Annotated in this window: 20 protein-coding genes; 15 read left to right on the plus strand and 5 right to left on the minus strand. The window is 69.0% G+C overall.

The window, feature by feature from the left end:
• Positions 1 to 7 precede the first annotated feature (7 nt).
• From epsL to galE, 6 genes are all read left to right on the plus strand, one after another.
• Entirely contained in the window at positions 8 to 1,198 is a 1,191-nt protein-coding gene (gene epsL / locus AC3EF3_RS04310; protein WP_488530918.1) for an XrtB/PEP-CTERM-associated polysaccharide biosynthesis outer membrane protein EpsL, read from the plus strand.
• Positions 1,199 to 1,213: 15 nt separating this feature from the next.
• On the plus strand, positions 1,214 to 2,029 hold the full coding sequence (gene epsE / locus AC3EF3_RS04315; protein WP_488530919.1) for a polysaccharide export protein EpsE: 816 nt from the start codon (positions 1,214 to 1,216) through the stop codon (positions 2,027 to 2,029).
• Positions 2,030 to 2,111: 82 nt separating this feature from the next.
• The gene (locus AC3EF3_RS04320) at positions 2,112 to 3,503 is read left to right on the plus strand and encodes a Wzz/FepE/Etk N-terminal domain-containing protein (protein ID WP_488530920.1); all 1,392 of its coding nucleotides are present in this window, start codon (positions 2,112 to 2,114) and stop codon (positions 3,501 to 3,503) included.
• Complete coding sequence (epsG, locus tag AC3EF3_RS04325) at positions 3,500 to 4,465, plus strand: chain length determinant protein tyrosine kinase EpsG (RefSeq protein WP_488530921.1); 966 nt, start codon at positions 3,500 to 3,502, stop codon at positions 4,463 to 4,465. The genes AC3EF3_RS04320 and epsG overlap by 4 nt, the downstream gene beginning before the upstream one ends.
• Entirely contained in the window at positions 4,462 to 5,244 is a 783-nt protein-coding gene (locus tag AC3EF3_RS04330; RefSeq protein ID WP_488530922.1) for a WecB/TagA/CpsF family glycosyltransferase, read from the plus strand. Before epsG ends, AC3EF3_RS04330 begins: the two co-directional genes overlap by 4 nt.
• Positions 5,245 to 5,262: 18 nt before the next feature.
• On the plus strand, positions 5,263 to 6,276 hold the full coding sequence (galE, locus tag AC3EF3_RS04335; RefSeq protein ID WP_488530923.1) for a UDP-glucose 4-epimerase GalE: 1,014 nt from the start codon (positions 5,263 to 5,265) through the stop codon (positions 6,274 to 6,276).
• Here galE and AC3EF3_RS04340 read toward each other — a convergent pair.
• Positions 6,264 to 6,770, minus strand: a complete 507-nt coding sequence (locus AC3EF3_RS04340; protein ID WP_488533734.1) for a cupredoxin domain-containing protein — start codon at positions 6,768 to 6,770, stop codon at positions 6,264 to 6,266. The genes galE and AC3EF3_RS04340 overlap by 13 nt on opposite strands.
• A gap of 121 nt (positions 6,771 to 6,891) precedes the next feature.
• Here AC3EF3_RS04340 and AC3EF3_RS04345 point away from each other — a divergent pair, with 121 nt between their 5' ends.
• From AC3EF3_RS04345 to AC3EF3_RS04375, 7 genes are all read left to right on the plus strand, one after another.
• Positions 6,892 to 9,060: a copper-transporting P-type ATPase gene (locus AC3EF3_RS04345; RefSeq protein WP_488530924.1), complete on the plus strand. Its 2,169-nt coding sequence runs from the start codon at positions 6,892 to 6,894 to the stop codon at positions 9,058 to 9,060.
• The gene (locus tag AC3EF3_RS04350; RefSeq protein WP_488530925.1) at positions 9,060 to 9,455 is read left to right on the plus strand and encodes a hypothetical protein; all 396 of its coding nucleotides are present in this window, start codon (positions 9,060 to 9,062) and stop codon (positions 9,453 to 9,455) included. The genes AC3EF3_RS04345 and AC3EF3_RS04350 overlap by 1 nt, the downstream gene beginning before the upstream one ends.
• A gap of 75 nt (positions 9,456 to 9,530) precedes the next feature.
• Positions 9,531 to 10,781, plus strand: a complete 1,251-nt coding sequence (locus AC3EF3_RS04355) for a TolC family protein (protein ID WP_488530926.1) — start codon at positions 9,531 to 9,533, stop codon at positions 10,779 to 10,781.
• A complete protein-coding gene (locus tag AC3EF3_RS04360) occupies positions 10,778 to 12,331 on the plus strand; it encodes an efflux RND transporter periplasmic adaptor subunit (protein ID WP_488530927.1) in 1,554 nt (517 codons plus the stop codon). Before AC3EF3_RS04355 ends, AC3EF3_RS04360 begins: the two co-directional genes overlap by 4 nt.
• Entirely contained in the window at positions 12,328 to 15,441 is a 3,114-nt protein-coding gene (locus AC3EF3_RS04365) for an efflux RND transporter permease subunit (protein ID WP_488530928.1), read from the plus strand. Before AC3EF3_RS04360 ends, AC3EF3_RS04365 begins: the two co-directional genes overlap by 4 nt.
• 153 nt (positions 15,442 to 15,594) lie before the next feature.
• Positions 15,595 to 15,858 carry a copper-binding protein gene (locus AC3EF3_RS04370; protein ID WP_488530929.1) on the plus strand — a complete coding sequence of 88 codons (264 nt, stop codon included), beginning with the start codon at positions 15,595 to 15,597 and terminating at the stop codon, positions 15,856 to 15,858.
• 101 nt (positions 15,859 to 15,959) lie between these two features.
• Positions 15,960 to 16,358, plus strand: coding sequence for a cupin domain-containing protein (locus tag AC3EF3_RS04375; RefSeq protein WP_488530930.1), 399 nt, complete (start codon positions 15,960 to 15,962; stop codon positions 16,356 to 16,358).
• An 18-nt stretch (positions 16,359 to 16,376) separates the two neighbouring features.
• Here AC3EF3_RS04375 and AC3EF3_RS04380 read toward each other — a convergent pair whose 3' ends face one another.
• Positions 16,377 to 18,371 (minus strand): alpha/beta hydrolase family protein, encoded by a 1,995-nt coding sequence (locus AC3EF3_RS04380; RefSeq protein WP_488530931.1) that lies wholly within the window; start codon positions 18,369 to 18,371, stop codon positions 16,377 to 16,379.
• A gap of 41 nt (positions 18,372 to 18,412) precedes the next feature.
• Complete coding sequence (locus AC3EF3_RS04385; RefSeq protein WP_488530932.1) at positions 18,413 to 18,634, minus strand: hypothetical protein; 222 nt, start codon at positions 18,632 to 18,634, stop codon at positions 18,413 to 18,415.
• A 156-nt stretch (positions 18,635 to 18,790) separates the two neighbouring features.
• Here AC3EF3_RS04385 and ggt point away from each other — a divergent pair, with 156 nt between their 5' ends.
• Entirely contained in the window at positions 18,791 to 20,530 is a 1,740-nt protein-coding gene (gene ggt, locus AC3EF3_RS04390) for a gamma-glutamyltransferase (protein ID WP_488530933.1), read from the plus strand.
• On the opposite strand, the gene AC3EF3_RS04395 is transcribed toward ggt, so the two are convergent.
• Both AC3EF3_RS04395 and AC3EF3_RS04400 read right to left on the minus strand, forming a co-directional pair.
• The gene (locus tag AC3EF3_RS04395) at positions 20,524 to 20,943 is read right to left on the minus strand and encodes a signal peptide prediction (protein ID WP_488530934.1); all 420 of its coding nucleotides are present in this window, start codon (positions 20,941 to 20,943) and stop codon (positions 20,524 to 20,526) included. The genes ggt and AC3EF3_RS04395 overlap by 7 nt on opposite strands.
• Positions 20,919 to 21,113, minus strand: a complete 195-nt coding sequence (locus tag AC3EF3_RS04400; protein ID WP_488530935.1) for a 4-oxalocrotonate tautomerase — start codon at positions 21,111 to 21,113, stop codon at positions 20,919 to 20,921. Before AC3EF3_RS04400 ends, AC3EF3_RS04395 begins: the two co-directional genes overlap by 25 nt.
• A 151-nt stretch (positions 21,114 to 21,264) precedes the next feature.
• On the opposite strand from AC3EF3_RS04400, the gene ssuE reads away from it, so the two are divergent.
• Positions 21,265 to 21,852, plus strand: coding sequence for an NADPH-dependent FMN reductase (gene ssuE / locus AC3EF3_RS04405; RefSeq protein ID WP_488530936.1), 588 nt, complete (start codon positions 21,265 to 21,267; stop codon positions 21,850 to 21,852).
• Positions 21,853 to 21,898: the final 46 nt, after the last annotated feature.

The following is a 21,898-nucleotide window of genomic DNA, read 5'->3' on the forward strand; positions in this document are numbered from 1 at the left end:
AATGACCTTGGAAAAGAAACTTCGCAATCGCACCGCATTGACGCTCGCAACCTTGATCATGGCCGCACCCGCCGCATTCGCGCAGGACGCCACCGCCGACGAAGGCCTGCACTTCGGCGCGCGGCTCGGTGTCGAGCATGACAGCAACGTCCTGCGCGCGACTTCCGGCGGGGTGTCCGACACGGCCTGGACGGCGGGCGTGGGCCTCAAATACAACAAGCGCTTCTCGCTGCAGCGCATCCGCGCCGATGTGGAATGGGACACGTGGCGCTACAACAGCCATTCGGAACTCAATTTCAATACGCTCAATTACGACCTGGCCTGGGACTGGAGCGTGACGCCGCGCCTGCACGGCACCGTCAGCGCCGACCGCCGCCAGTTCCGCGAAGTGACCACGAACCCGGTCAGCTTCAGCAACCTGATCGGGCGTCGCACCGAGCGCAAGGAGCTCGCCGAGGGCGCGTTCGACGTCGCCGGGCCGTGGCAGTTGCTCGCGGGGGTGTCGCACTACCGCGCCGAGAGCACCGAGCCCTTCAGCTGGGACGGCCTGCCGGACATCAAGTACTGGCAGGCGGGTGTGGGCTACCAGGCCGCATCGGGCGCCTCCGCCGTGCTGCGCTACAAGAAGGGCGACGGCGAATACCGTGACCAGTCCTTCGCGTCGTTCGCGGGCCTGAACAGCGACTTCAAGGACACCGAGGAAGAGCTGGCCGTGCGTTGGCCGGTGACGGGCAAGACCTCGCTGGATGGCCGCATCGCCCATGTCAGCCGCAAGCACTCGGCCGCGCCGCAGCTCGATTTCAGCGGCGTCGCCACGGGCCTGAACGTCAACTGGGACATCACCGGCAAGACGCGCCTGGTCGCGGGCTGGAACCACGACCTGAGCGCCACCGGCCAGGCGACCGGCGGCCACGTGACGAGCGACCGCTTCTTCCTCGCGCCCACCTGGGCCGCGACGGCAAAGACGTCGTTCAGCCTGCGCTATGACCACACCAACCGCGACTGGAAGGACGTGCCCGTGGGCGCGCCGAGCGCCGGTCGGACCGAAAGGATCGAATCGCTGCAGGCGGGCGTGGACTGGCAGGCCCTGCGCACGATCACGATCTCGGGCTACGCGAGGCACGAGAAGCTCACCTCGTCGATCAATTCCGGCTACCGCGCGACGGTCTACGGCGTGATGGCCCGCGCGAACTTCTAACCAGGGGGAGAAACCATGTTGCCCAGGCTTGTGCGTTCAACGATAGGCGTCGCAGTACTCGCCCTGGCGGCCGGCATCGCGTCGGCGCAGCAGGACGCAAGCAGGTCGGGCGACTACCGCCTCGGGCCCGGGGACTCCATCAAGGTCCAGGTCTACCAGAACCCGGAGCTGTCGATGGAAGTCCGGGTGTCCGAGAGCGGCGTGGTGAACTACCCGCTCGTCGGCGCCCTCCAGCTCGGCGGCCTCACGGTCACCGAAGCGGAGCGCCGCATCGCCAAGGCGCTGCAGGACAAGGACATCCTGAAGGCGCCGCAGGTCAGCATCAACGTCGCGCAGGTGCGCGGCAACGTGGTCGCCGTGCTCGGGCAGGTGCAGAAGCCGGGGCGTTTCCCGCTGGAGACCACCAACGTGCGCGTGAGCGAGATGCTGGCGGCGGCCGGCGGCGTGACGCCGCAGGGCGACGAGCGCGTGGTCGTCACCGGCACGCGCAACGGCCAGCCCTTCCGCAAGGAGGTCGACGTGCAGGCGCTCTTCGCCGGCCAGACCGCCGACGACATCACGGTGCAGCCGGGCGATACGCTCTTCGTCGCCAAGGCGCCCACCTTCTATCTCTCCGGCGAGGCGCAGAAGCCCGGCAATTACCGGGTCGAGCGCGGCATGACGGTGCAGCAGGCCATCGCGGCCGGCGGCGGCATCACCAACCGCGGCAGCATGAACCGCATCCGCATCATGCGGACCCAGCCCGACGGCAAGCAGGTGCAGATCGAGCCGCGGCTGACGGATGTCGTGCAGCCCGGCGACGTGGTGGTCGTGCGCGAAAGCATCTTCTAGGAAGGATTCGCCGCTCGCCGACGCACCGGCCGGAAAGCATTGGAAGTTGCAGTGGAAGTTTGACTAAAACAGGGAGTACTTGATGAGCCTGTCCCAGTTCTTTTCGATCCTGCGTGCGCGCCGCGGGCTGGCCTTGGCGATCCTGCTGGCCACGCTGGTGCTGGCGCTCGGGTGGGTGCTGTTGCGCCCGGCCAGCTACAAGGCCATCGCCCCGGTGCTGGTGGACGTGCAGCGGCCCGACCCGACCAACGGCCCGGCCTCCTATGCCTATGTGCAGGGACTGGTGGCGCCGAGCTTCATGGCCACGCAGATCGACATCATCAAGAGCGAGCGGGTGGCCGAGCGCGCGTCGCAATTGCTGCCCAAGGACCAGCCGCCGATGAAGGCGCTGGCCGAGAAGGCGCAGGGCAAGCCCGCGCCCGCCCAGTGGATGGCCCATGCCTTGCAGGAGCGGCTGGAGGTGAAGCCGGCGCGCGAGAGCAACATCATCAACATCACCTGGACCGGCCGCTCGCCCGGGGAAGCCGCGCGCGTGGCCAACGCCTTCGCGCAGGCCTACCTGGAAACGACGCTGGACATCAAGACCGACCCGGCGAAGAAGTACACGGTGTGGTTCGACGACCAGGTGAAGGAGGCGCGCGACCGCCTCGAGAAGGCGCAGCAGAAGCTGGGCGCCTACCAGGAGAAGGCGGGCATCGTGACGGCCGACGAGAAGGCCGACTTCGAAACCACGCGCCTGAACGACCTGCTGCAGCAGCTGTCGGTGGCGCAAAGCCGCGGCCGCGGCGGCTCGCCCGCCGGCGCCTCCGACGCGAGCCCGCTCGTGAACAACCTGCGGCAGGATGTCGCGCGCCTGGAAGCGAAGATCGCGCAGTCGTCCGCGACCATGGGCTCGCGCCATCCGGAGATGCAGCGCATGCAGTCCGAGCTCTCCGCGATGAAGAACCGGCTGTCCGAGGAGGCGTCGCGCGTGGGCATCACCGCCGCGCAGTCGGCGGAAGCGGCGAAGGCGCGCGAGCGTGAACTGCAGGCTGCCATCGCCGAACAGAAGACCCGCGTGCTGGCGATGAACAAGCAGCGCGCCGAGATGAACCTGCTCAAGGCCGACGTCGATTCCGCCCAGAAGGCCTTCGACACGGTGACGGCCAGCGCCGCGCAGGCCCGGCTGCAGTCGATGAGCAACCAGACCAACGTGATGAAGCTCGCGTCCGCCGTCGAGCCGCTCGAGCAGACCGGCCCGAGCGCCATCCAGGCCATGCTGATCGGGCTGGGCGTGGGCATCATCCTCGCCATCGCCGGCGCCTTCATGGCCGAACTCGCCAACCGCCGCGTGCGCACCGCCGCCGACCTCGCCCTGGTCACGCACCTGCCGATCCTGGCGAACGTGCCGGCCGCGAACGCATCGCGCTACGCACCGCTACGCCTTACCGCGCCCTCGTCGCGCCGCCTGGCCCTGGCAAGGAGTGCCGTATGAGCAGCAATACGCAGATCTTTCCGTTGCCCAATCGCACGGAGCTCACCGAGCTCGACATCGAGCTGCCCTCGCGCGAGGCCGCGCAGCCCATCGGCGCGATCCTCGTCGACGCGGGCGCGATGGACCCGGCCGATGTGCCGCGCGTGCTGGAGTACCAGCGCAAGTCGGGCCTGCTGTTCGGCGAAGCCGGCATGGCGATGGGCCTGCTCGACGAGGAAGACGTCAAGCGCGCGCTGGCCCTGCAGTTCGGGCACGCCTACCTCGCGCCGGACTCGGGCTTCGCGACCGAGCTGATCGCCGCGAGCGACCCGGACAGCGACGCCGTCGAACACCTGCGCGTGCTGCGCAGCCAGCTGATGCTGCGCTGGTTCGAGAACGACGCGCGCCAGGCGGCGCTGGCGGTGGTGAGCCCGGGCATCGGCGAAGGCCGCAGCTACATCACGGCGAACCTCGCGGTGCTCTTCTCGCAGCTGGGCAAGCGCACGCTGTTGATCGATGCCGACCTGCGGCGCCCGCGCCAGCACGAGATCTTCGGGCTGACCGGGCGCGTGGGCCTGTCCACGGTGCTCTCCGGCCGCGCCGGCTGGGAGGCGGTGCACGAGGTCAAGCAGCTGCCCGGCCTGTGGGTGCTGCCTTCCGGCGCGGTGCCGCCGAACCCGCAGGAGCTGCTGTCGCGTCCCGGCTTCGCCCGCCTGATCCAGGCGCTGCGCGCGAGCTACGACGTGATCCTGGTCGACACGCCCGCCGGTTCCGTGTGGGCGGATGCGGGCACCGTGGCCGCACGCGCCGGCGCGGCACTGATGCTCGCCTGCCGCGATGCGACGTCCGTGCCCCGCGTGACGCAGCTCGCGGACGACCTGCGCCAGTTCGGCGTGACCATCGTCGGCGCGGTGCTCAATGGGGCGACGCCGCCGAAGCCGGAGCGCATCGCGCCCAATCACGCGGCGCGGATGCGGGCATGATGCCCGCGGCCGCCGCGCGCGAGTGGCAGCGCCGCTGGCAGGAGCTGGTGCAAGGCGTGGTGCGCGTGCACACCGGGCGCGGCGAACAGCAGCTGCTCGAGTCGCTCGCGCGCCCGACCGATCCCATGGTATTGGCCTTCGTCAACGCGCACGCGATGAACTCCGCGGCCGTGTCGAAGAAGTTCTTCGATGCGCTCATGGGCGCGGACATCGTGCTGCGCGACGGCATCGGCATGGCGATCCTGCTGCGCCTGCTCAACCAGGCGCCGGGCCTGAACCTCAACGGCACGGACCTGATCCCCAAGATCCTCAAGCGGTACGCGGGCCGCTCGATCGCCCTGTTCGGCACGCAGGACCCGTACCTGCGGCGTGCGCGCGAGCGCGTGATGAAGCAGCTTGCGCCAGGCAGCATGGTGCTCACGACGCACGGCTTCCTGGAGACCGGCGATTACGTCCGCCTTGCCGCCCGGCACAAGCCGGAGCTGATCGTGCTCGGCATGGGCATGCCGCGGCAGGAGGAGGTGGCGAGCGTGCTGCGCGCGGCGGTGGGCTACCCGTGCCTGATCGTGTGCGGCGGCGCGATCATCGACTTCATGGGCGGCAAGACCTCGCGTGCGCCGGTGTGGATGCAGAAGGCGGGGCTCGAATGGGCCTATCGCCTCGCGCTCGAACCGCGCCGGCTGTTCCAGCGTTACGTGGTGGGCAACCCGCTTTTCCTCGCGCGCGCCCTGAGCTTCGCGGCAGCGACGATGCGCCAAGGGCAGGGCGCTGCGACCTGACCGCCCCATAATGCCGCGATGAACATCCTGCTCACCGGCGGCGCGGGCTACATCGGCAGCCACACCTACGTGGCCCTGGTCGAAGCGGGCTACACGCCGGTCATTCTCGACAACTTCGCGAACAGCCATCCCGAGGTGCTCAACCGCCTGCTGCGCATCACGGGCCGGCCGGTGATCTGCGAGGAGGGCGACGTGGCCGACCGCGCGCTGGTGGAAAGCGTGCTGCGCCGCCACCACATCGAGGGCGTGGTGCATTTCGCGGGCGACAAGGCGGTGGGCGAGAGCGTGGCCAAGCCGCTCAAGTACTACCGCAACAACATCGGCGGCGCGGTGAGCCTGATGGAGGCGATGCAGGCCGCCGGCTGCGGCGTGCTGGTGTTCTCCAGCAGCGCGACGGTGTACGGCGATCCGGCGAGCGTGCCGATCCGCGAGGATTTCCCGCGCAGCCACACGAATCCGTACGGGCACACCAAGCTCGTGATCGAGGACATGCTGGCCGCGCAGTGCGTGGCGCAGCCCTCGTGGAAGGTCGCGACCTTGCGCTACTTCAACCCCGTGGGCGCGCACGCGAGCGGCCTGATCGGCGAGGACCCCTCGGATATCCCGAACAACCTCATGCCCTACGTGTCGCAGGTGGCCACGGGCAAGCGCGCGGAGCTGAACGTGTGGGGCAACGATTACCCCACGCCCGACGGCACGGGCGTGCGCGACTACATCCATGTGTGCGACCTGTCCGAAGGGCATGTCGCGGCGCTGCGCTTCGTGCTCGAGAAGCAGCGCAGCATCACCGTGAACCTGGGCACCGGCCGCGGCCACAGCGTGCTGGAAGTGGTGCGGGCCTTCGAGCAGGCGAGCGGCCGGCGCGTGCCGTACCGCATCGCGCCGCGCCGCCCGGGCGATGTGGCGCAGTGCTGGGCCGATCCGGCGCTCGCGCGCGAGCTGCTCGGCTGGGAAGCGAAGCGCACGCTGGCGCAGATGTGCACCGACGCGTGGCGCTGGCAGAGCGCGAACCCGGACGGCTATCGGGGCTGAGCCCGCGCCGGGGCGACCACGATCCTGCCCTTCATACCGGCCTGGTAGTGGCCCGGAATCAGGCAAGCGAAGTCGAATTCGCCGGCCCGGTTGAAATTCCAGACGATCACGCCGGTCTTGCCCGGGGCGACGTGCGTCATGTACGGCTCGTCGTGCTGCATCGTCGGGAACTTCACCATCATGGCGGCGTGCTCGTCGAGCTTGTCTTTCGTGCCGATCACGAGTTCGTGCAACACCTGGCCGGCGTTGTGCACCACGAGCTTCACGGTCTCGCCCTGCTTCACCTGGATGCGGTCCGGCGTGAAGCGCATGGCGTCGCTCATCTCGATACGGATGGTGCGGCGGGCCGCTTTGGGATCGCCGGCGATGCCCCAGTCGGTCTGTTCCCTGTCCGTCTGTGCGGCGTGTGATGCGTGTTCCTGGCCGGTGTGCGCGCCGGCCACTGACGACACGCCGAGCAGGACGGCTGCGACCAGTGCCTCGAAAACCTTGATGTTCATGGACTGCCTTGACCTTCCCATCATGGGAAGCCTGATAGTGAGCGGATGTTGACGGCGATCAACCGCCAGCGGCGCTCATCCGCGCATTGTGGTCCAAACTGAGCACAGGAAGAACATGCAACATCTTCACCACCACGCGGCCGCGGCGGCGGCACCGGGCAACCAGGAGGTCGAGTACACCTGCCCGATGCATCCGCAGATCCGGCAGATGGGGCCGGGCCACTGCCCGATCTGCGGCATGGCGCTGGAGCCGGTGGTCGCGACGGCGGAGCAAGGAGAAAGCCCCGAGCTGCGCGACATGACGCGCCGGTTCTGGATCGGCCTCGCGCTCACGCTGCCGGTGTTCGCGCTCGAGATGGGCGCGCATGTCTTCGACCTGCACCACCTGATCGGCGCACAGGCTTCCAACTGGGTCCAGCTGGCGTTCGGTACGCCGGTCGTGCTGTGGGCGGGCTGGCCCTTCTTCGTGCGCGGCTGGCAGTCGATCGCGAACCGCAGCCTGAACATGTTCACGCTGATCGCGCTCGGCACGGGCGCGGCGTGGGTCTACAGCATCGTCGGCACCGTGCTGCCCGGCCTGTTCCCGCAGGAGCTGCGCGCTGCCGACGACGGGGCCGTGCCGGTCTACTTCGAGGCGGCGGCCGTGATCACGGTGCTCGTCCTCCTCGGGCAAGTGCTCGAACTGCGCGCGCGCGAGAAGACATCGGGTGCGATCAAGGCGTTGCTGGGCCTGGCGCCGAAAACGGCGGTGCGTGTGACGAACGGCACCGACGAGACGGTGCAGGTCGATGCCATCCAGGTCGGCGATCGGCTGCGCGTGCGGCCCGGCGAGAAGGTGCCGGTCGATGGCGAGCTCGTCGAGGGCAGGGGGACGGTCGACGAATCGATGGTCACCGGCGAACCCATGCCGGTCGCGAAGGCGCCGGGCGCGAAGGTCACGGCGGGCACCATCAACCAGACCGGCGGCTTCGTGATGCATGCGCAGAAGGTCGGCGCCGACACGCTGCTCGCGCAGATCGTGCACATGGTGGCCGCCGCCCAGCGCAGCCGCGCGCCCATCCAGCGCATGGCCGACCAGGTGGCGGGCTGGTTCGTCCCGGTCGTCGTGCTGGTGGCGGTGGCGACCTTCGTCGCGTGGCTGCTGTGGGGACCGAGTCCGGCGTTCTCGTACGCGCTGATCGCGGCCGTGGCCGTGCTGATCATCGCCTGCCCTTGCGCGCTGGGCCTGGCCACGCCGATGTCGATCATGGTCGGCGTCGGCCGCGGTGCCCAGCACGGTGTCCTCATTCGCGATGCCGAGGCGCTCGAGCGCATGGAGAAGGTGGACACGCTGGTGGTCGACAAGACCGGCACGCTCACGGAAGGCCGGCCGAAGGTGGTCCACGTCGAAGCCGCCGCCGGGTTCCAGCCCGACGACATCCTGAAGAAGCTCGCGAGCGTCGAGCGCGCGAGCGAACATCCGCTGGCGATGGCCGTCGTGGCTGCCGCGCAGGAGCGGCAGCTGGCGCTTTCGGACGTGACCGACTTCGATTCGCCGGTGGGCAAGGGCGTCGTCGGCAAGGTGGAAGGCGTAGCCGTGGCCAGCGGCGCGGCGAAATTCCTGGCCGAAAAGGGGATCGACGTGTCTGCGCTGGACACGGTCGCGGAGCAGCAGCGTGCGCGCTCCGCCACGGTGATCTACGTCGCCCTCGCGGGCAGGCTCGCGGGCTTCGTGGCGATCGCCGACCCCATCAAGGCCACGACCGCGCAGGCGCTGAAAGCCTTGCGCGAGGACGGCATCCGCATCGTCATGCTGACCGGCGACGGCAAGACCACGGCGCAGGCGGTGGCGCGCGAGCTGGGCATCGAGGAAGTCGTGGCGGAGGTGTTTCCCGAAGACAAGCAGAAGATCGTGCAGCGCCTGCGCAACGAAGGTCGTGCGGTCGCGATGGCGGGCGACGGCGTCAACGACGCACCGGCCCTGGCGGCGGCCGAGATCGGCATCGCGATGGGCACCGGCACCGACGTGGCCATGGAGAGCGCAGGGGTGACGCTGCTCAAGGGCGACCTGATGGGCATCGTCCGGGCGCGCAAGCTGTCACACGCCACCATGCGCAACATCCGCCAGAACCTGTTCCTCTCGTTCGTCTACAACGTGGCGGGTGTGCCCGTGGCCGCCGGCGTGCTGTATCCGCTGTTCGGCCTGCTGCTCTCGCCGGTGATGGCGGCCGCGGCGATGGCGCTGTCGTCGGTCAGCGTCATCAGCAATGCCCTGCGCCTGCGGGCGGTTAAACTTCCGTCGTGATGAGCCGCCTGCGCGTCCGCCGCTTCGCCACCATCGTCCTTGTGATGGTGTCGCTGCTGTTCGCGCAGCTCGCGCTGGCGCAGTACGTCTGCCCGGTGGCGCCCGCCGATGAAGAACAGGCGGCGATGGAGATGGCGCCCGGCATGCCGTGCGAGCAGATGGACCATTCCGAGGCCGTCCAGCCGGCGCTGTGCCATCACCATTGCACGAACGCGGCGCAATCGTTCGAGCCCATCAAGGTTCCGACGCTCAGCCTGCCGGCCATCGTCCAGGTGCTGGTCGTGCCGCTGCGCGTCGATGCGGCGAAGCAGCGCGCACTGGCTTTCGCCGCCTCGGGCGAGGCGCAGCCACCGCCTTCACCCGTCTTCCTCTCCACCCTCAGGCTCAGGGTCTGATCCGCTCCAGCGACTGAATGGCGCGGTGCGTGCTGGTGCGCGCACGGCAGTCCCGAACCGTCCCTGGAGTTTCGAATGTTTCCCCTTTCATGGCGCGCGGCCGCGTTCGCCGCGCTGACCTGCATGGCCTGGCCCGCCGCGGCCGCCCTCGATTTCGCGCAAGCCTTGCAGCTCGCGCAGCAGCGCTCGCGCCTGGTTGCGGCGCAGGACGCGGCCGCCACGGCCGCGCGCGAAATGGCCGTGGCCGCCGGCCAGCTGCCCGATCCGGTGCTCAAGGCGGGCGTGAGCAACCTGCCGGTCAACGGCCCCGACCGCTTCAGCCTCACCAACGACTTCATGACCATGCGTTCGGTGGGCGTGATGCAGGAGTTCACGCGCGGCGACAAGCGACGGGCGCGGGCGGCACGGTTCGAGCACGAGGCGCTCGCGGCCGAAGCCGGCAAGCGGCTCGCGCTCGCCAATCTCCAGCGCGACACGGCCATCGCGTGGTTCGAGGTGACGTACCAGCAGCGCATGCGCGACCTGCTGGTGCGCCAGCGCGATGAAGCCGCGTTGCAGGTGCAGGCGGCCGACGCCGCGTATCGCGGCAATCGCGACCCGCAGGCCGATACGTTCGTCGCCCGCAGCGCGGTGGCGCAGCTCGAGGACCGCCTCGCGGCCGCCGAGCGCGACCTGGCCGCCGCGCAAACGATGTTGGCGCGCTGGGTGGGACCCGACGCTTCGCAAGCGCCGGGCGCCGCGCCCGCCATGGAGGTGGTGCGCCTGCGCGAGGAGGAACTCGACACCACACTGGCGCATCACCCCCAGATCGAGCAGCTGCAGCAGCAGGAGGCCGCCGCGCAAGCCGACGTCGACGCGGCCCGCGCCAACAAGAAGGTCGACCCGACCGTCGAACTGATGTACAGCCAGCGCGGCCCGGCCTACTCGAACATGGTGTCGGTCAACGTCTCGATCCCGCTGCAGTGGAACGAAGGCAGGCGCCAGGACCGCGAGCTTGCCGCGCGGCAGGCCGAGCTGGACCAGGTGCGTGCCCGGCGTGAAGAGGACACGCGCATGCACGTGGCCGAAGCGCGCACCATGCTGCAGCAGTGGCAGGCCAATCGCGAGCGCCTGCGCCGCTACGACGGCACGCTCCTGCCGCTGGCCGGTGATCGCACTCGCGCCGCGCTGGCCGCTTATCGCGGGGCGGCCGCATCGCTGGCCACCGTGCTCGAGGCCCGCCGCGCCGAGCTGGACGTGCAGCTCGACCGGATTCGCCTGGAGCTCGACACCGCGCGCCTGTGGGCGCAACTCAACTTCCTCGTTCCCGCGGAGCATCGTCCATGAATCGCAAGCACTTCATCGCAGGCATCGCGGCCATCGTTCTCGTGGGCGCGGGCGGGTTCGGCCTGTACCGGCTCGGCATCGAGCATGGCGCGCAACCGGCCGCGGTCGCGCCGGCAGCGGCACCGCAAGGCGCTGCCGAAGGCGAAGACGCCACGCGCCGCCACATCGCATCGGGGCTGAAGGCCGGTGACGTCGATCCGGTCACGGGGCAGAAGATCCTCTACTACCACGACCCGATGGTGCCGGGGAACCGGTTCGACAAGCCCGGCAAGTCGCCTTTCATGGACATGATGCTGGTCCCGGTGTATGCGGGTGCGGGCAGCGACGAAGGCAAGCTCACGGTGAGCCCGCGCATCCAGCAGAACCTGGGCCTGCGCACCGCCGACGTGGTGGAGGGCACGCTGTCGCCGCAGGTCGCCGCGGTGGGCAGCATCGCCTTCAACGAGCGCGACCTCGCGGTGGTGCAGGCACGCGCGAGCGGCTGGGTCGAGCGCCTGCATGTCCGTGCGACGCTCGATCCCGTGCGCCGCGGCCAGCCGCTGGTCGACTTGTACGTGCCCGAGTGGATCGCCGCCCAGGAGGAATACCTGGCAGTGCGACGTATGCAGGGCGGAGAGATCGCCACGCTCGCCGATGCCGCGCGCCAGCGATTGCGCCAGGTCGGCATGAGCGAGGAGCAGATCCGGCTCGTCGAGTCCAGCGGCCGCACGCAGCCGCGCATCACGCTCGCGGCGCCGATCGGCGGCGTGGCCACCGAGATCGCCGTGCGCGAAGGCATGACCGTCTCGCCCGGCATGACGCTGGTGAAGATCAACGGGCTGTCCACGGTCTGGGCCAACGCCGAGGTGCCCGAGAGCCAGGCTGCGCTGCTGCGCCCCGGCGCCAAGGTGCGGGCGCGCAGCCCGGCCGTGCCCGGCGAAACCTTCGACGGCAAGGTGCAGGCCATCCTGCCCGAGGTGAACGCGTCCACGCGCACGCTCAAGGCACGCATGGAGCTGGCCAACCCGTCGCTGCGCCTCGCCCCCGGCATGTTCGTCACCATGGAGTTCATGGACATGCGCCCGCAGAAGGCGCTGCTGGTGCCCAGCGACGCGGTGATCCAGACCGGCAAACGCACGGTCGTCATACTCGCGGAGGAAGGCGGGCACTTCCGTCCCGCGGACGTGCAGGCCGGCATCGAGAGCGGCGGGCAGACCGAGATCAAGGGCGGACTGCAGGCGGGGCAGAAGGTCGTGATCTCGTCGCAGTTCCTGATCGATTCGGAAGCCAGCCTGCGCGGCCTCGAGGCGCGCCTGAACAGCGCACCCGCCCCGGCGCAGCGTTACCAGGGCGAGGGCAAGGTCGAGTCCGTCGATCGCGACACGATCATGCTGTCGCACGGCCCGATCCCGGCGCTGAAGTGGGGACCGATGACGATGGAGTTCAAGCTGCCGCCGCCCCAGCAGGTCCCGCGCAACCTCGCGCCCGGCGACCGCGTCGCCTTCGAGTTCGCGATGGAGCCCGACGGACCGCGCATCACCCGTATCTCTCCGGCCGGAGGCTCGCGATGATCGCCCGCCTGATCCGCTGGTCCATCGCCAACCGCTTCCTCGTGCTCGTCGCCACCGTGATGGTGAGCGCGTGGGGCGTGTACTCGCTGCTGAAGACGCCGCTCGACGCGTTGCCGGACCTGTCGGATGTGCAGGTGATCATCCGCACCACCTATCCCGGCCAGGCACCGCGCATCGTCGAGGACCAGGTCACGTACCCGCTGACGACGACGATGCTGTCGGTGCCGGGCGCGAAGACCGTGCGCGGCTACTCGTTCTTCGGCGACTCGTTCGTGTACGTGCTGTTCGAGGACGGGACCGACCTGTACTGGGCACGCTCGCGCGTGCTCGAGTACCTGAACCAGGTGCAGTCGCGCCTGCCCGCCGGTGCGAAGGCGTCGATCGGGCCGGACGCCACCGGCGTGGGTTGGATCTACCAGTATTCGCTGATCGACCGCGGCGGCATGCACGACGTGTCGCAGCTCAGGGCCCTGCAGGACTGGTTCCTCAAATACGAGCTCAAGTCGGTGGCCAACGTGGCCGAGGTCGCGACGGTGGGCGGCATGGTGCGCCAGTACCAGGTGCAGCTCGACCCCGACAAGCTGGCCGCCTACATGATCCCGCACGAGAAGATCATCGACGCGGTGCGCCGGGCCAACCAGGAAAGCGGCGGCTCCGTGCTCGAACTCGGCGAGGCCGAGTACATGGTGCGCGCCTCGGGCTACCTGCGCACGCTCGACGACTTCCGCCAGATCCCGCTCGTGACCACGCCGGCCGGTGTGTCCGTGAAGCTCGGCGACGTCGCCCGCATCCAGGTCGGCCCCGAGATGCGGCGCGGCATCGGCGAGTTCGACGGCGAAGGCGAAGCCGTGGGCGGTGTGGTCGTGATGCGCTCGGGCAAGAACGCGCTGGAGACCATCGCGGCCGTCAAGGAGAAACTCAGGACGCTGCAGGCCAGCCTGCCGCGCGGGGTGGAGATCGTGCCGGTGTACGACCGCTCGAGCCTCATCGAGCGAGCCATCGGCAACCTCACGCACAAGCTGGTCGAGGAGTTCATCGTCGTGGCGGTGGTGTGCTTCCTTTTCCTGTTCCACCTGCGCTCGGCGTTCGTCGCGATCGTCTCGCTGCCGCTGGGCATCCTGGCCTCGTTCATCGTCATGCGCTACCAGGGCGTCAACGCCAACATCATGTCGCTGGGCGGCATCGCGATCGCCATCGGCGCGATGGTCGATGCGGCCGTGGTGATGATCGAGAACGCGCACAAGCACCTCGAAGGCCGCGAGCTCGCCGGTCCTCGCCGATGGGAGGTCATCGGCGAATCGGCCGCGGAAGTGGGGCCGGCGCTGTTCTTCTCGCTGCTGATCATCACCTTGAGCTTCATCCCCGTGTTCACGCTGGAGGCGCAGGAAGGGCGCCTGTTCTCGCCCCTGGCGTTCACCAAGACCTATGCGATGGCCGCGGCGGCGGGGCTGTCGGTGACGCTCGTGCCCGTGCTCATGGGCTACCTGATCCGGGGGCGCATCCCCGACGAGCGGGCCAACCCGATCAACCGCGCGCTCATCGCCGCGTACCGGCCGATGCTGGACGTCGTGCTGCGCGCGCCGAAGATGACCATCGCCGTCGCGGTCGCGGTGCTGCTCGTGAGCCTGTGGCCGCTGGCGCGTCTCGGCAGCGAGTTCATGCCGCGCCTGGACGAAGGCGACCTGCTGTACATGCCGTCCGCGCTGCCGGGGCTGTCGGCGGGCAAGGCCTCGGAGCTGCTGCAGCAGACCGACCGCCTGATCAGGGCCGTGCCCGAGGTGGCCAGCGTCTACGGCAAGGCCGGCCGCGCCGAGAGCGCCACCGACCCCGCGCCGCTGGAGATGTTCGAGACGACGATCCAGTTCAAGCCGCGCGACCAGTGGCGGCCCGGCATGACGCCGGACAAGCTGGTGGAGGAGCTCGATCGCGCCGTGAAGGTGCCGGGGCTGGCCAACATCTGGGTGCCGCCTATCCGCAACCGCATCGACATGCTCGCGACCGGCATCAAGAGCCCCGTGGGCGTGAAAGTGTCGGGCAGCGACCTGGAGACGATCGATCGCTTGGCAGGCGAGGTGGAGCGCGCCGTCAAGAACGTGCCGGGCGTGACCAGCGCGCTCGCCGAGCGGCTGACCGGCGGGCGCTACGTGGACGTGAACATCCGCCGCGCCGACGCCGCGCGCTTCGGCATGAACATCGCCGACGTGCAGTCGGTGATCTCGTCGGCCGTGGGCGGCGAGAACGTGGGCGAGACCGTGGAAGGCTTGCAGCGTTTCCCGATCAACGTGCGCTACCCGCGCGAGATCCGCGACTCGCTGGAGAAGCTGCGCCAGCTGCCGGTCGTCACCGAGCGCGGGCAGCGGCTGGTGCTCGGCGACGTGGCGGACATCCGCATCAGCGACGGCCCGCCGATGCTGCGCAGCGAAAACGCGCGCCTGGCCGGCTGGGTGTACGTGGACCTGCGCGGGCGTGACCTGAAGGGCGCCGTGCAGGACATGCAGCGCGCCGTAGCACAGAAGGTGCAACTGCCGCCGGGGTATTCGATCTCGTGGTCCGGCCAGTTCGAGTATCTCGAGCGTGCCACGGCGAAGCTCAAGGTCGTGGTGCCGTTCACGCTGCTGATCATCTTCGTGCTGCTGTACCTCACCTTCGGCTCGATCGGCGAGGCACTGCTCATCATGGCGGCCCTGCCTTTCGCGCTGGTCGGCGGCATCTGGCTGCTCTGGTTGCTGGGCTATGACCTGTCGGTGGCGGGCGCGGTGGGATTCATCGCGCTGGCGGGGGTGGCGGCGGAGTTCGGCGTGATCATGCTGCTGTACCTGAAGAACGCCTGGGCCGAGCGCGTCGAGGAAGGCAAGGCGGACGAGCCGGCCCTGCTCGATGCGATCCGCGAAGGCGCTGCGCTGCGCGTGCGGCCCAAGGCGATGACCGTGGCGGTGATCCTCGCGGGCCTGTTTCCCATCATGTGGGGTACCGGTACCGGGTCGGAGGTGATGCAGCGCATCGCCGCCCCGATGGTGGGCGGCATGATCACCGCGCCGCTGCTGTCGATGTTCGTGATCCCCGCCGCCTATTACCTGATGCGGCGCAAGCAGGTCCAAGTAGATCCCTGAGGCAATGCGAATGATCGTGCCTCACGGTCATCCGGCATCGACTCGCACACGTTCTCATTTCATCAACCTGGAGTTCACATGAAGTTCGTTCGCCCCGCTCTCTTCGCAGTTCTTGCCGCATGCGCTGCAACCGCAGGCGCGCAAGGTGCCGGCATGTCCGCCATGGCGGCACCCGCCCCGGGCAAGTCCGCACTGCCGCAGGTCGACGCCGAAGTGCGCAAGCTCGATGCGGAAAAGGGCACCATCGTCCTGCGCCACAAGGACATCCCGAACATGGGCATGGGCGCCATGACCATGCAGTTCGACGTCGCGGACAAGAAGATGCTCAAGGGCGTCAAGCCGGGCGACAAGGTGCGCTTCCAGGCCGACATGGTCCAGGGCAAGCCGACGGTGATCGGCCTGCAGCCGACGCACTGAAAGCGGCCGTCCGCCCCATCAGGCTCATCCGTGCCCGAGCGATGCACTTGCGGTGCGGCGTCTTTCGAGGTTTCATGGCGGCTCAACTTCCGGAGATGCCCATGGAAACTGCCCACGGCGACGCATCGCAACGGTTCGTCATCAGCCACTGGCGCGAAGAGGACTTCAGGACGGGCGGCTTGCGGGCCTATTCGGCGTACCGTGATCTCGGGGTCGCCGAGGCCACGCAAGGGCTCGCCCAGGCGCACGTGATTCGCATGATCGCGCCGTACCGGCCGGAGCTGAGCGTGCGGCATCACCACAACGTGCAGTTCCAGATGGTCTATTGCCTCAAGGGCTGGTTCGAAACCGAGTTCGAGGGCGTGGGGCGGCAGCGCCTTGTCGCGGGCTCCAGCTGGGTGCAGCCGCCCGGCATCCGCCACACGGTGGTCGGATGGTCGGATGACTGCGAACTGCTCGAGATCCTCGTGCCGGCGCAGCACGAGACGGTGAACGACTGACGCGCGACCGCCGCGCGTTCAGCGCGGCTGCATGTGCCGGCCGACGAACCCGAGCACGTTCTCGTACCACGCGACGATGTTGCGGGGCTTCAGGATCCAGTGGTTCTCGTCGGGGAAGACGAGCAGTTCGCTGTCCACGCCGTGGTACTGCAAGGCCTCGAACAGGTTCAGGCCTTCGCCGATGGGGCAGCGGTAGTCCTGCTCGCCGTGGATGATGAACGTCGGCGTCTTCCACTTCGTGATGTGGCGGATGGGCGCGAAGCGGTCGTAACCGTCGGGATCGGTGTACGGGTTCTCTCCGCCCATCTCCAGGTACCACCAGGCGGGGGTGTCGGTGACGCCGGTGAAGCTGGCCATCGTCACGATGCTCGCGTGCGTGATGAGGCAGCGGAAGCGGTCCGTCTGCGTGCCGATCCAGTTGGTCATGTAGCCGCCGAAGCTGCCGCCCATCGCCATGACGCGTGTCGGGTCCACATCGGCGCGCTGCTCGATCGCGTCGGTCACGGCCATCAGGTCCTCGTAACACTGGCCGCCCCACACGTTGCCCCAGATGCCCTGCACGAACTCCTGGCCGAAGCCGGTGGAGCCGCGCGGGTTCGGCTGCACGACGGTGTAGCCCTGCGCGACGGCGAGCAGCGAATTCCAGCGCCAGTGCCAACCGTCGCCCGACATGCCGATCGGGCCGCCATGGATCCACAGCAGCACCGGGTGCTTGCCCGCCTTCTTCGGCCGGGTGATCCAGGTCTGGATGGGCGTGCCGTCGGTGGACGTCGTCGTGATGCTTTCGATCTCCGCCCATTCGTTCGCCGGCGTGAAGTTCGACAGGCGCGCGAGCGGTTTCGCCGGCGTGCCGAGGCGGCCGTCGTGGACGTAGCACTCGGGCGCATCGAGCAGGCTCGAGCGGCTGCACGCGAACCCGCCTTGCGGCAGCGCGTGCACGTCGGCGTGCGCGCCGTCGCGCGTGGTGAGCCGTTCCGCCTTGCCGCTTTGCGCGTCGATCGCGAACACCGGCACGAAGCCTTCATCGTCCGCCGTGACGAGCAGCCGCTTGCCGTCGGGCGTCCAGTCGTTCAGGTGCGGCCAGCGGTCCCAGTCGAGGGCGAGCTCGCGTGCGTGGCCTTCGAGGTCGAGCAGGGTCAGCGTCGGTCGCACCACCTTCTTCGCGGAACGCGTCGAACGTTCGACCGCGATCGTGCGGCCGTCCGGCGAGAAGCGCGCGTTCTCGCTGTCGGTGTTGGCCGCTTGCGGCAGCACCTTGTGCGTGCGCGCGTCCAGGTCGAACACGACGACCTGGTGGTCGCCCACGCGGTCCTCGCTGGCCGTGCACCGGATGACGAGCGCGCGTTTCCCGTCGGCGCTGATGTCCAGGTGCGGCTCGATCGCCAGTTCCGTCGTCGCGTCGGGTGTGAGGTCGGTGCGATCCGTGCCGTCGGCGCGGTACAGGATGAGGTGGGTGTTGGCGCGATCGGGGTTCTGGTGCAACCAGTGGTCCCAGTGCCGCACCGGCTGGCGCCGGAAGTGGCGCGCACTCGGGCCCTTCTTCGCGCGCTCGCTGGCGGTCTCGCGCTGCTTCTCGCCGGGCACGGCGGCGAGCACGGGTGCGAACAGCACCAGCCGCTCGGCCTTCGCGGCGAACTTGAATCCTTCGACGCCGAGCGGCTCGTCGGTGAGCTGGCGCGGCTCCCCGCCGTCGGTCGGCAGCAGCCAGACCTGCAGGCGCTTCTCGGCGTCCTCGTCGGGCTTGATCTCGTTGGGCTGGCGATTGGAGAGAAAGGCCAGCGCGCCGTCGTGGCGGAAGGCGGGGGCGAGGTCCTTCGAGTCGCCGCGCGTCAGTTGCACGTGGGGCCCGCCATCGGTGGGCACCTTCCAGAGGTCGGAAACGTACTTCGTGCCCTCGCGATCGAGCCGCTGGACGCTGACGGCGAGCCAGCGCCCGTCGGGCGAAGGGGCGATGCCGCTCACGCGGCGCAGCTGGATGTGTTCTTCGACGGAATAGGGGTGCTGTTCCTTCATGGGCGGTCTTCCTTGTGGGAAGGCCGCATTGTGCCCACGGATCAGATGTTCGTCCTCGCGGCCGTCCTGTGCGCGACGATTTCGACCGACGGCAGCGTGACGTGGGTGACGCGGCCGGACAGGGCGTTGCCGGCCACGATCACGGTTTCATGGCTTTCGCGTTCCGCAGCGATCCAGGCCAGGGCGAGCACCAAGGCCACGACGATGGCGATGGCGAAGCGTGTCGTCGCGGACAGCAGGGTCAGTTGGGCAGTGGCGTTCATGTTTTCCTCCGGGTGGCGGGGCCGTCGTGGCCCCATGGCTGCAATGTAGGAGGCCCCCCGCCGGATTTCGAGCGGCATGCGACGAGCTGCGTCGTGGCGCGACGAACTGCTCGTGGCTATGATGAGCCGCGCCAACAACAGCCCAGGAGAGTCCGCATGGACACCCCGCAACTCATCCGTTCCCCCTTCAAGCGTTCCGTCGCCCTCTTCGCGGGCGCGGTGTTCTGCGCCTTCTCTTACGGGGCCTCGGTCGCCCCGGTCGCCGCCGAACACGGCATGGTGGTCAGCGCGCAGCATCTCGCCAGCCAGGTCGGCGTCAACGTGCTGAAGAAGGGCGGCAACGCCGTGGATGCGGCCGTGGCCGTGGGCTATGCGCTGGCCGTGGTGTACCCGGCAGCGGGCAACCTCGGTGGCGGCGGCTTCATGACGATCCAGCTGGCCGACGGCCGCAAGACCTTCATCGATTTCCGCGAGAAGGCGCCGCTCGCCGCCACGGCGAACATGTACCTGGACAAGGATGGCAACGTCATCAAGGGTGCGAGCACCGGCGGGCACCTGGCCGTCGGCGTGCCCGGCACCGTGGCGGGCATGGAATACGCGCTGGCAAAGTACGGCACGAAGAAGCGCGGCGAGCTGATCGCGCCGGCCATCTCGCTCGCGGACAAGGGCTTCGTGCTGGACCGCGGCGACGTCGAACTGCTGCGCACCGCGACGGAAGCCTTCCGCGCCGACGTGCCCACGGCAAAGGTCTTCCTGAACAAGGGCGACCCCTACCAGATCGGCAACCGGCTGGTGCAAAAGGACCTGGCCAACACGCTGCGCGAGATCGCCAGGCGCGGCGCCGACGGCTTCTACAAGGGCCGCGTCGGTGCCGCCATCGTCGCCTCGAGCCGGCAGGGCAAGGGCATCATCACGCAGGCCGACCTGGACCAGTACCAGCCGCGCGAGCTGGCGCCGATCGAGTGCGATTACCGCGGCTACCACGTCGTTTCGGCGCCGCCGCCCAGCTCGGGCGGCGTGGTGATCTGCGAGATCCTCAACGTGCTCGAAGGCTACCCGCTCAGGGACCTGGGCTTCCGCTCGGCGCAGGCCGTGCACTACCAGATCGAGGCGATGCGACACGCCTACGTGGACCGCAACAGCTACCTGGGCGACCCGGATTTCGTGAAGAACCCGATCGCACGCCTGCTCGACAAGGGCTACGCCGAGCAGCTGCGCCGAGCCATCGCGCCCGACAAGGCCGGTGTGTCGAAGGACCTCAAGCCGGGCGTGCCGCCGCACGAAGGCAGCAACACCACGCACTACTCGATCATCGACAACCAGGGCAACGCCGTCTCGGTGACGTACACGCTCAACGACTGGTTCGGCGCGCGCGTGACGGCCGCGGGCACCGGCGTGCTGCTCAACGACGAGATGGACGATTTCACGGTGAAGGTGGGCGTGCCCAATCTCTACGGCCTGGTGCAGGGCGAGCAGAACAGGATCGAGCCGGGCAAGCGGCCGCTGTCGTCGATGTCGCCGACCATCGTGACCCGGGACGGCAAGCCGGTGATGGTGGTCGGCACGCCCGGCGGCAGCCGCATCATCACGGCGGTGCTGCACACCATCGTCAACGTGATCGACTACGACATGGACATCCAGGAGGCGGTGGACACGCCGCGCTTCCACCAGCAGTGGCTGCCCGAGACGACCAACATCGAGCGCTTCGCGATCAGCCCCGACACGCAGAAGATCCTCGAAGGCATGGGCCACAAGTTCGCCGGCCCGCAGCCGGCGAACCACGTCGCCGCGATCATCGTCGGCGCGCCCTCGCTCAAGGGCAAGCCGGTGGACAACAACCGCTACTACGGCGCGAACGACCCGCGCCGCAACTCCGGGCTGGCGCTCGGCTACTGACCCGCCTTGGCGCGCGCCTCGACTTCGAAGGGGTTGTCCCGGTAGGGATCGCGCCCGGCCAGCCACTGCCACAGGCCGGCCGCCGGATAGGCAAGGAGGAACAGCGGGCCCCAGCGCTCGTACTGCGCGACGTGCACGTGCTCGTGCGCGCGCAGCGACGCCAGCTCCTGGGCGGTGACGCCCAGGACCACGTGGCCGAAGGTGATGGCGCGATACGGCAGGCGGCGCGCGACGCGGCCGCACTGCGCGCCGGTCGGGCGGAACGCGACTTCAACGGTGCCGCGCACGACGCGGGCGCGCGCGCCTGCAACGAGCAGCAGCAGCGCGAACACCAGCCCGATCGCCGAGCAAGGCGCGGCCCACGCGAGCCGCAGCAGGCGCGCGCCGGTCAGCCGGTCTTCTTCTCCGACCACAACTCCCCGCCGGTCGCCCAATCGTGCTTCTTGATGTCGTAGAAGAGGATGTCGACGGCCCCGGGCGAGCACTTGAGCACGTCGACGCAGGCCTGCGTGAGCGCGGTGGTGAGCTGGCGCTTCTGCTCGACGGTGCGGCCTTCCATCAGTTCGACGCGGAGGGTGGGCATGCAATGGTTCCTTCATGGAGTGGGCGATGGCCGCATTGTCCGTTGATTTCTGCGTCGATTTGCTTATGCCCATAACCAAACAAGAACTCTGTCGTTCCGTGTCGGGCCGCGGCTTCGCAGAATGCGGACCAACAACAAGGAGCACGCAAACATGTCGATCCTGCTGGTGGCGGGAAGCCCTTCCGAGCGATCGCGATCCGCCGCGCTGCTGGACGCCGTGAGCTCCAGGCTCGGCGGGCGCGGACCGGTGATCGAGCGGCTGCAGATCCGCGATCTTTCGCCGCAGGCGCTGCTGCTGGCGGACACGGCCCACCGCACCATCCGCGCGGCGGCCGAAGCGGTGGAGCGCGCCGCGGCCGTGGTCGTCGCCACACCCGTGTACAAGGCGGCCTACAGCGGCGTGCTGAAGGTCTTCCTCGACCTGCTGCCGCAAACGGCCCTGAAGGACAAGGTCGTGTTGCCGCTCGCCACCGGCGGCAGCCCGCATCACATGCTCGCGCTCGATTACGCGCTGCGGCCCGTGCTGCAGTCGCTCGGGGCACGCCACATCCTGCCCGGCGTTTACGCCACGGATTCGCAGGTCACGCTGTTGCCCGAGGGCGGCTACCACCTCGGCGCGGAGGTCGGTGCCCGGCTCGACGACGCGGTGCTGAACCTCGTGCAGGAACACTCCCGCAGCTGCGCACCGTCCACGACGTTCCATCCCGTCCCCTTCGAGAACGTGCGATGTAGCGTCTGATCGCTTCCCGCCTTCCGATTTCCCTTTCACCCATCAAGCCCGCCGC

This window comes from Ramlibacter sp. GS1-15 (assembly GCF_057785015.1).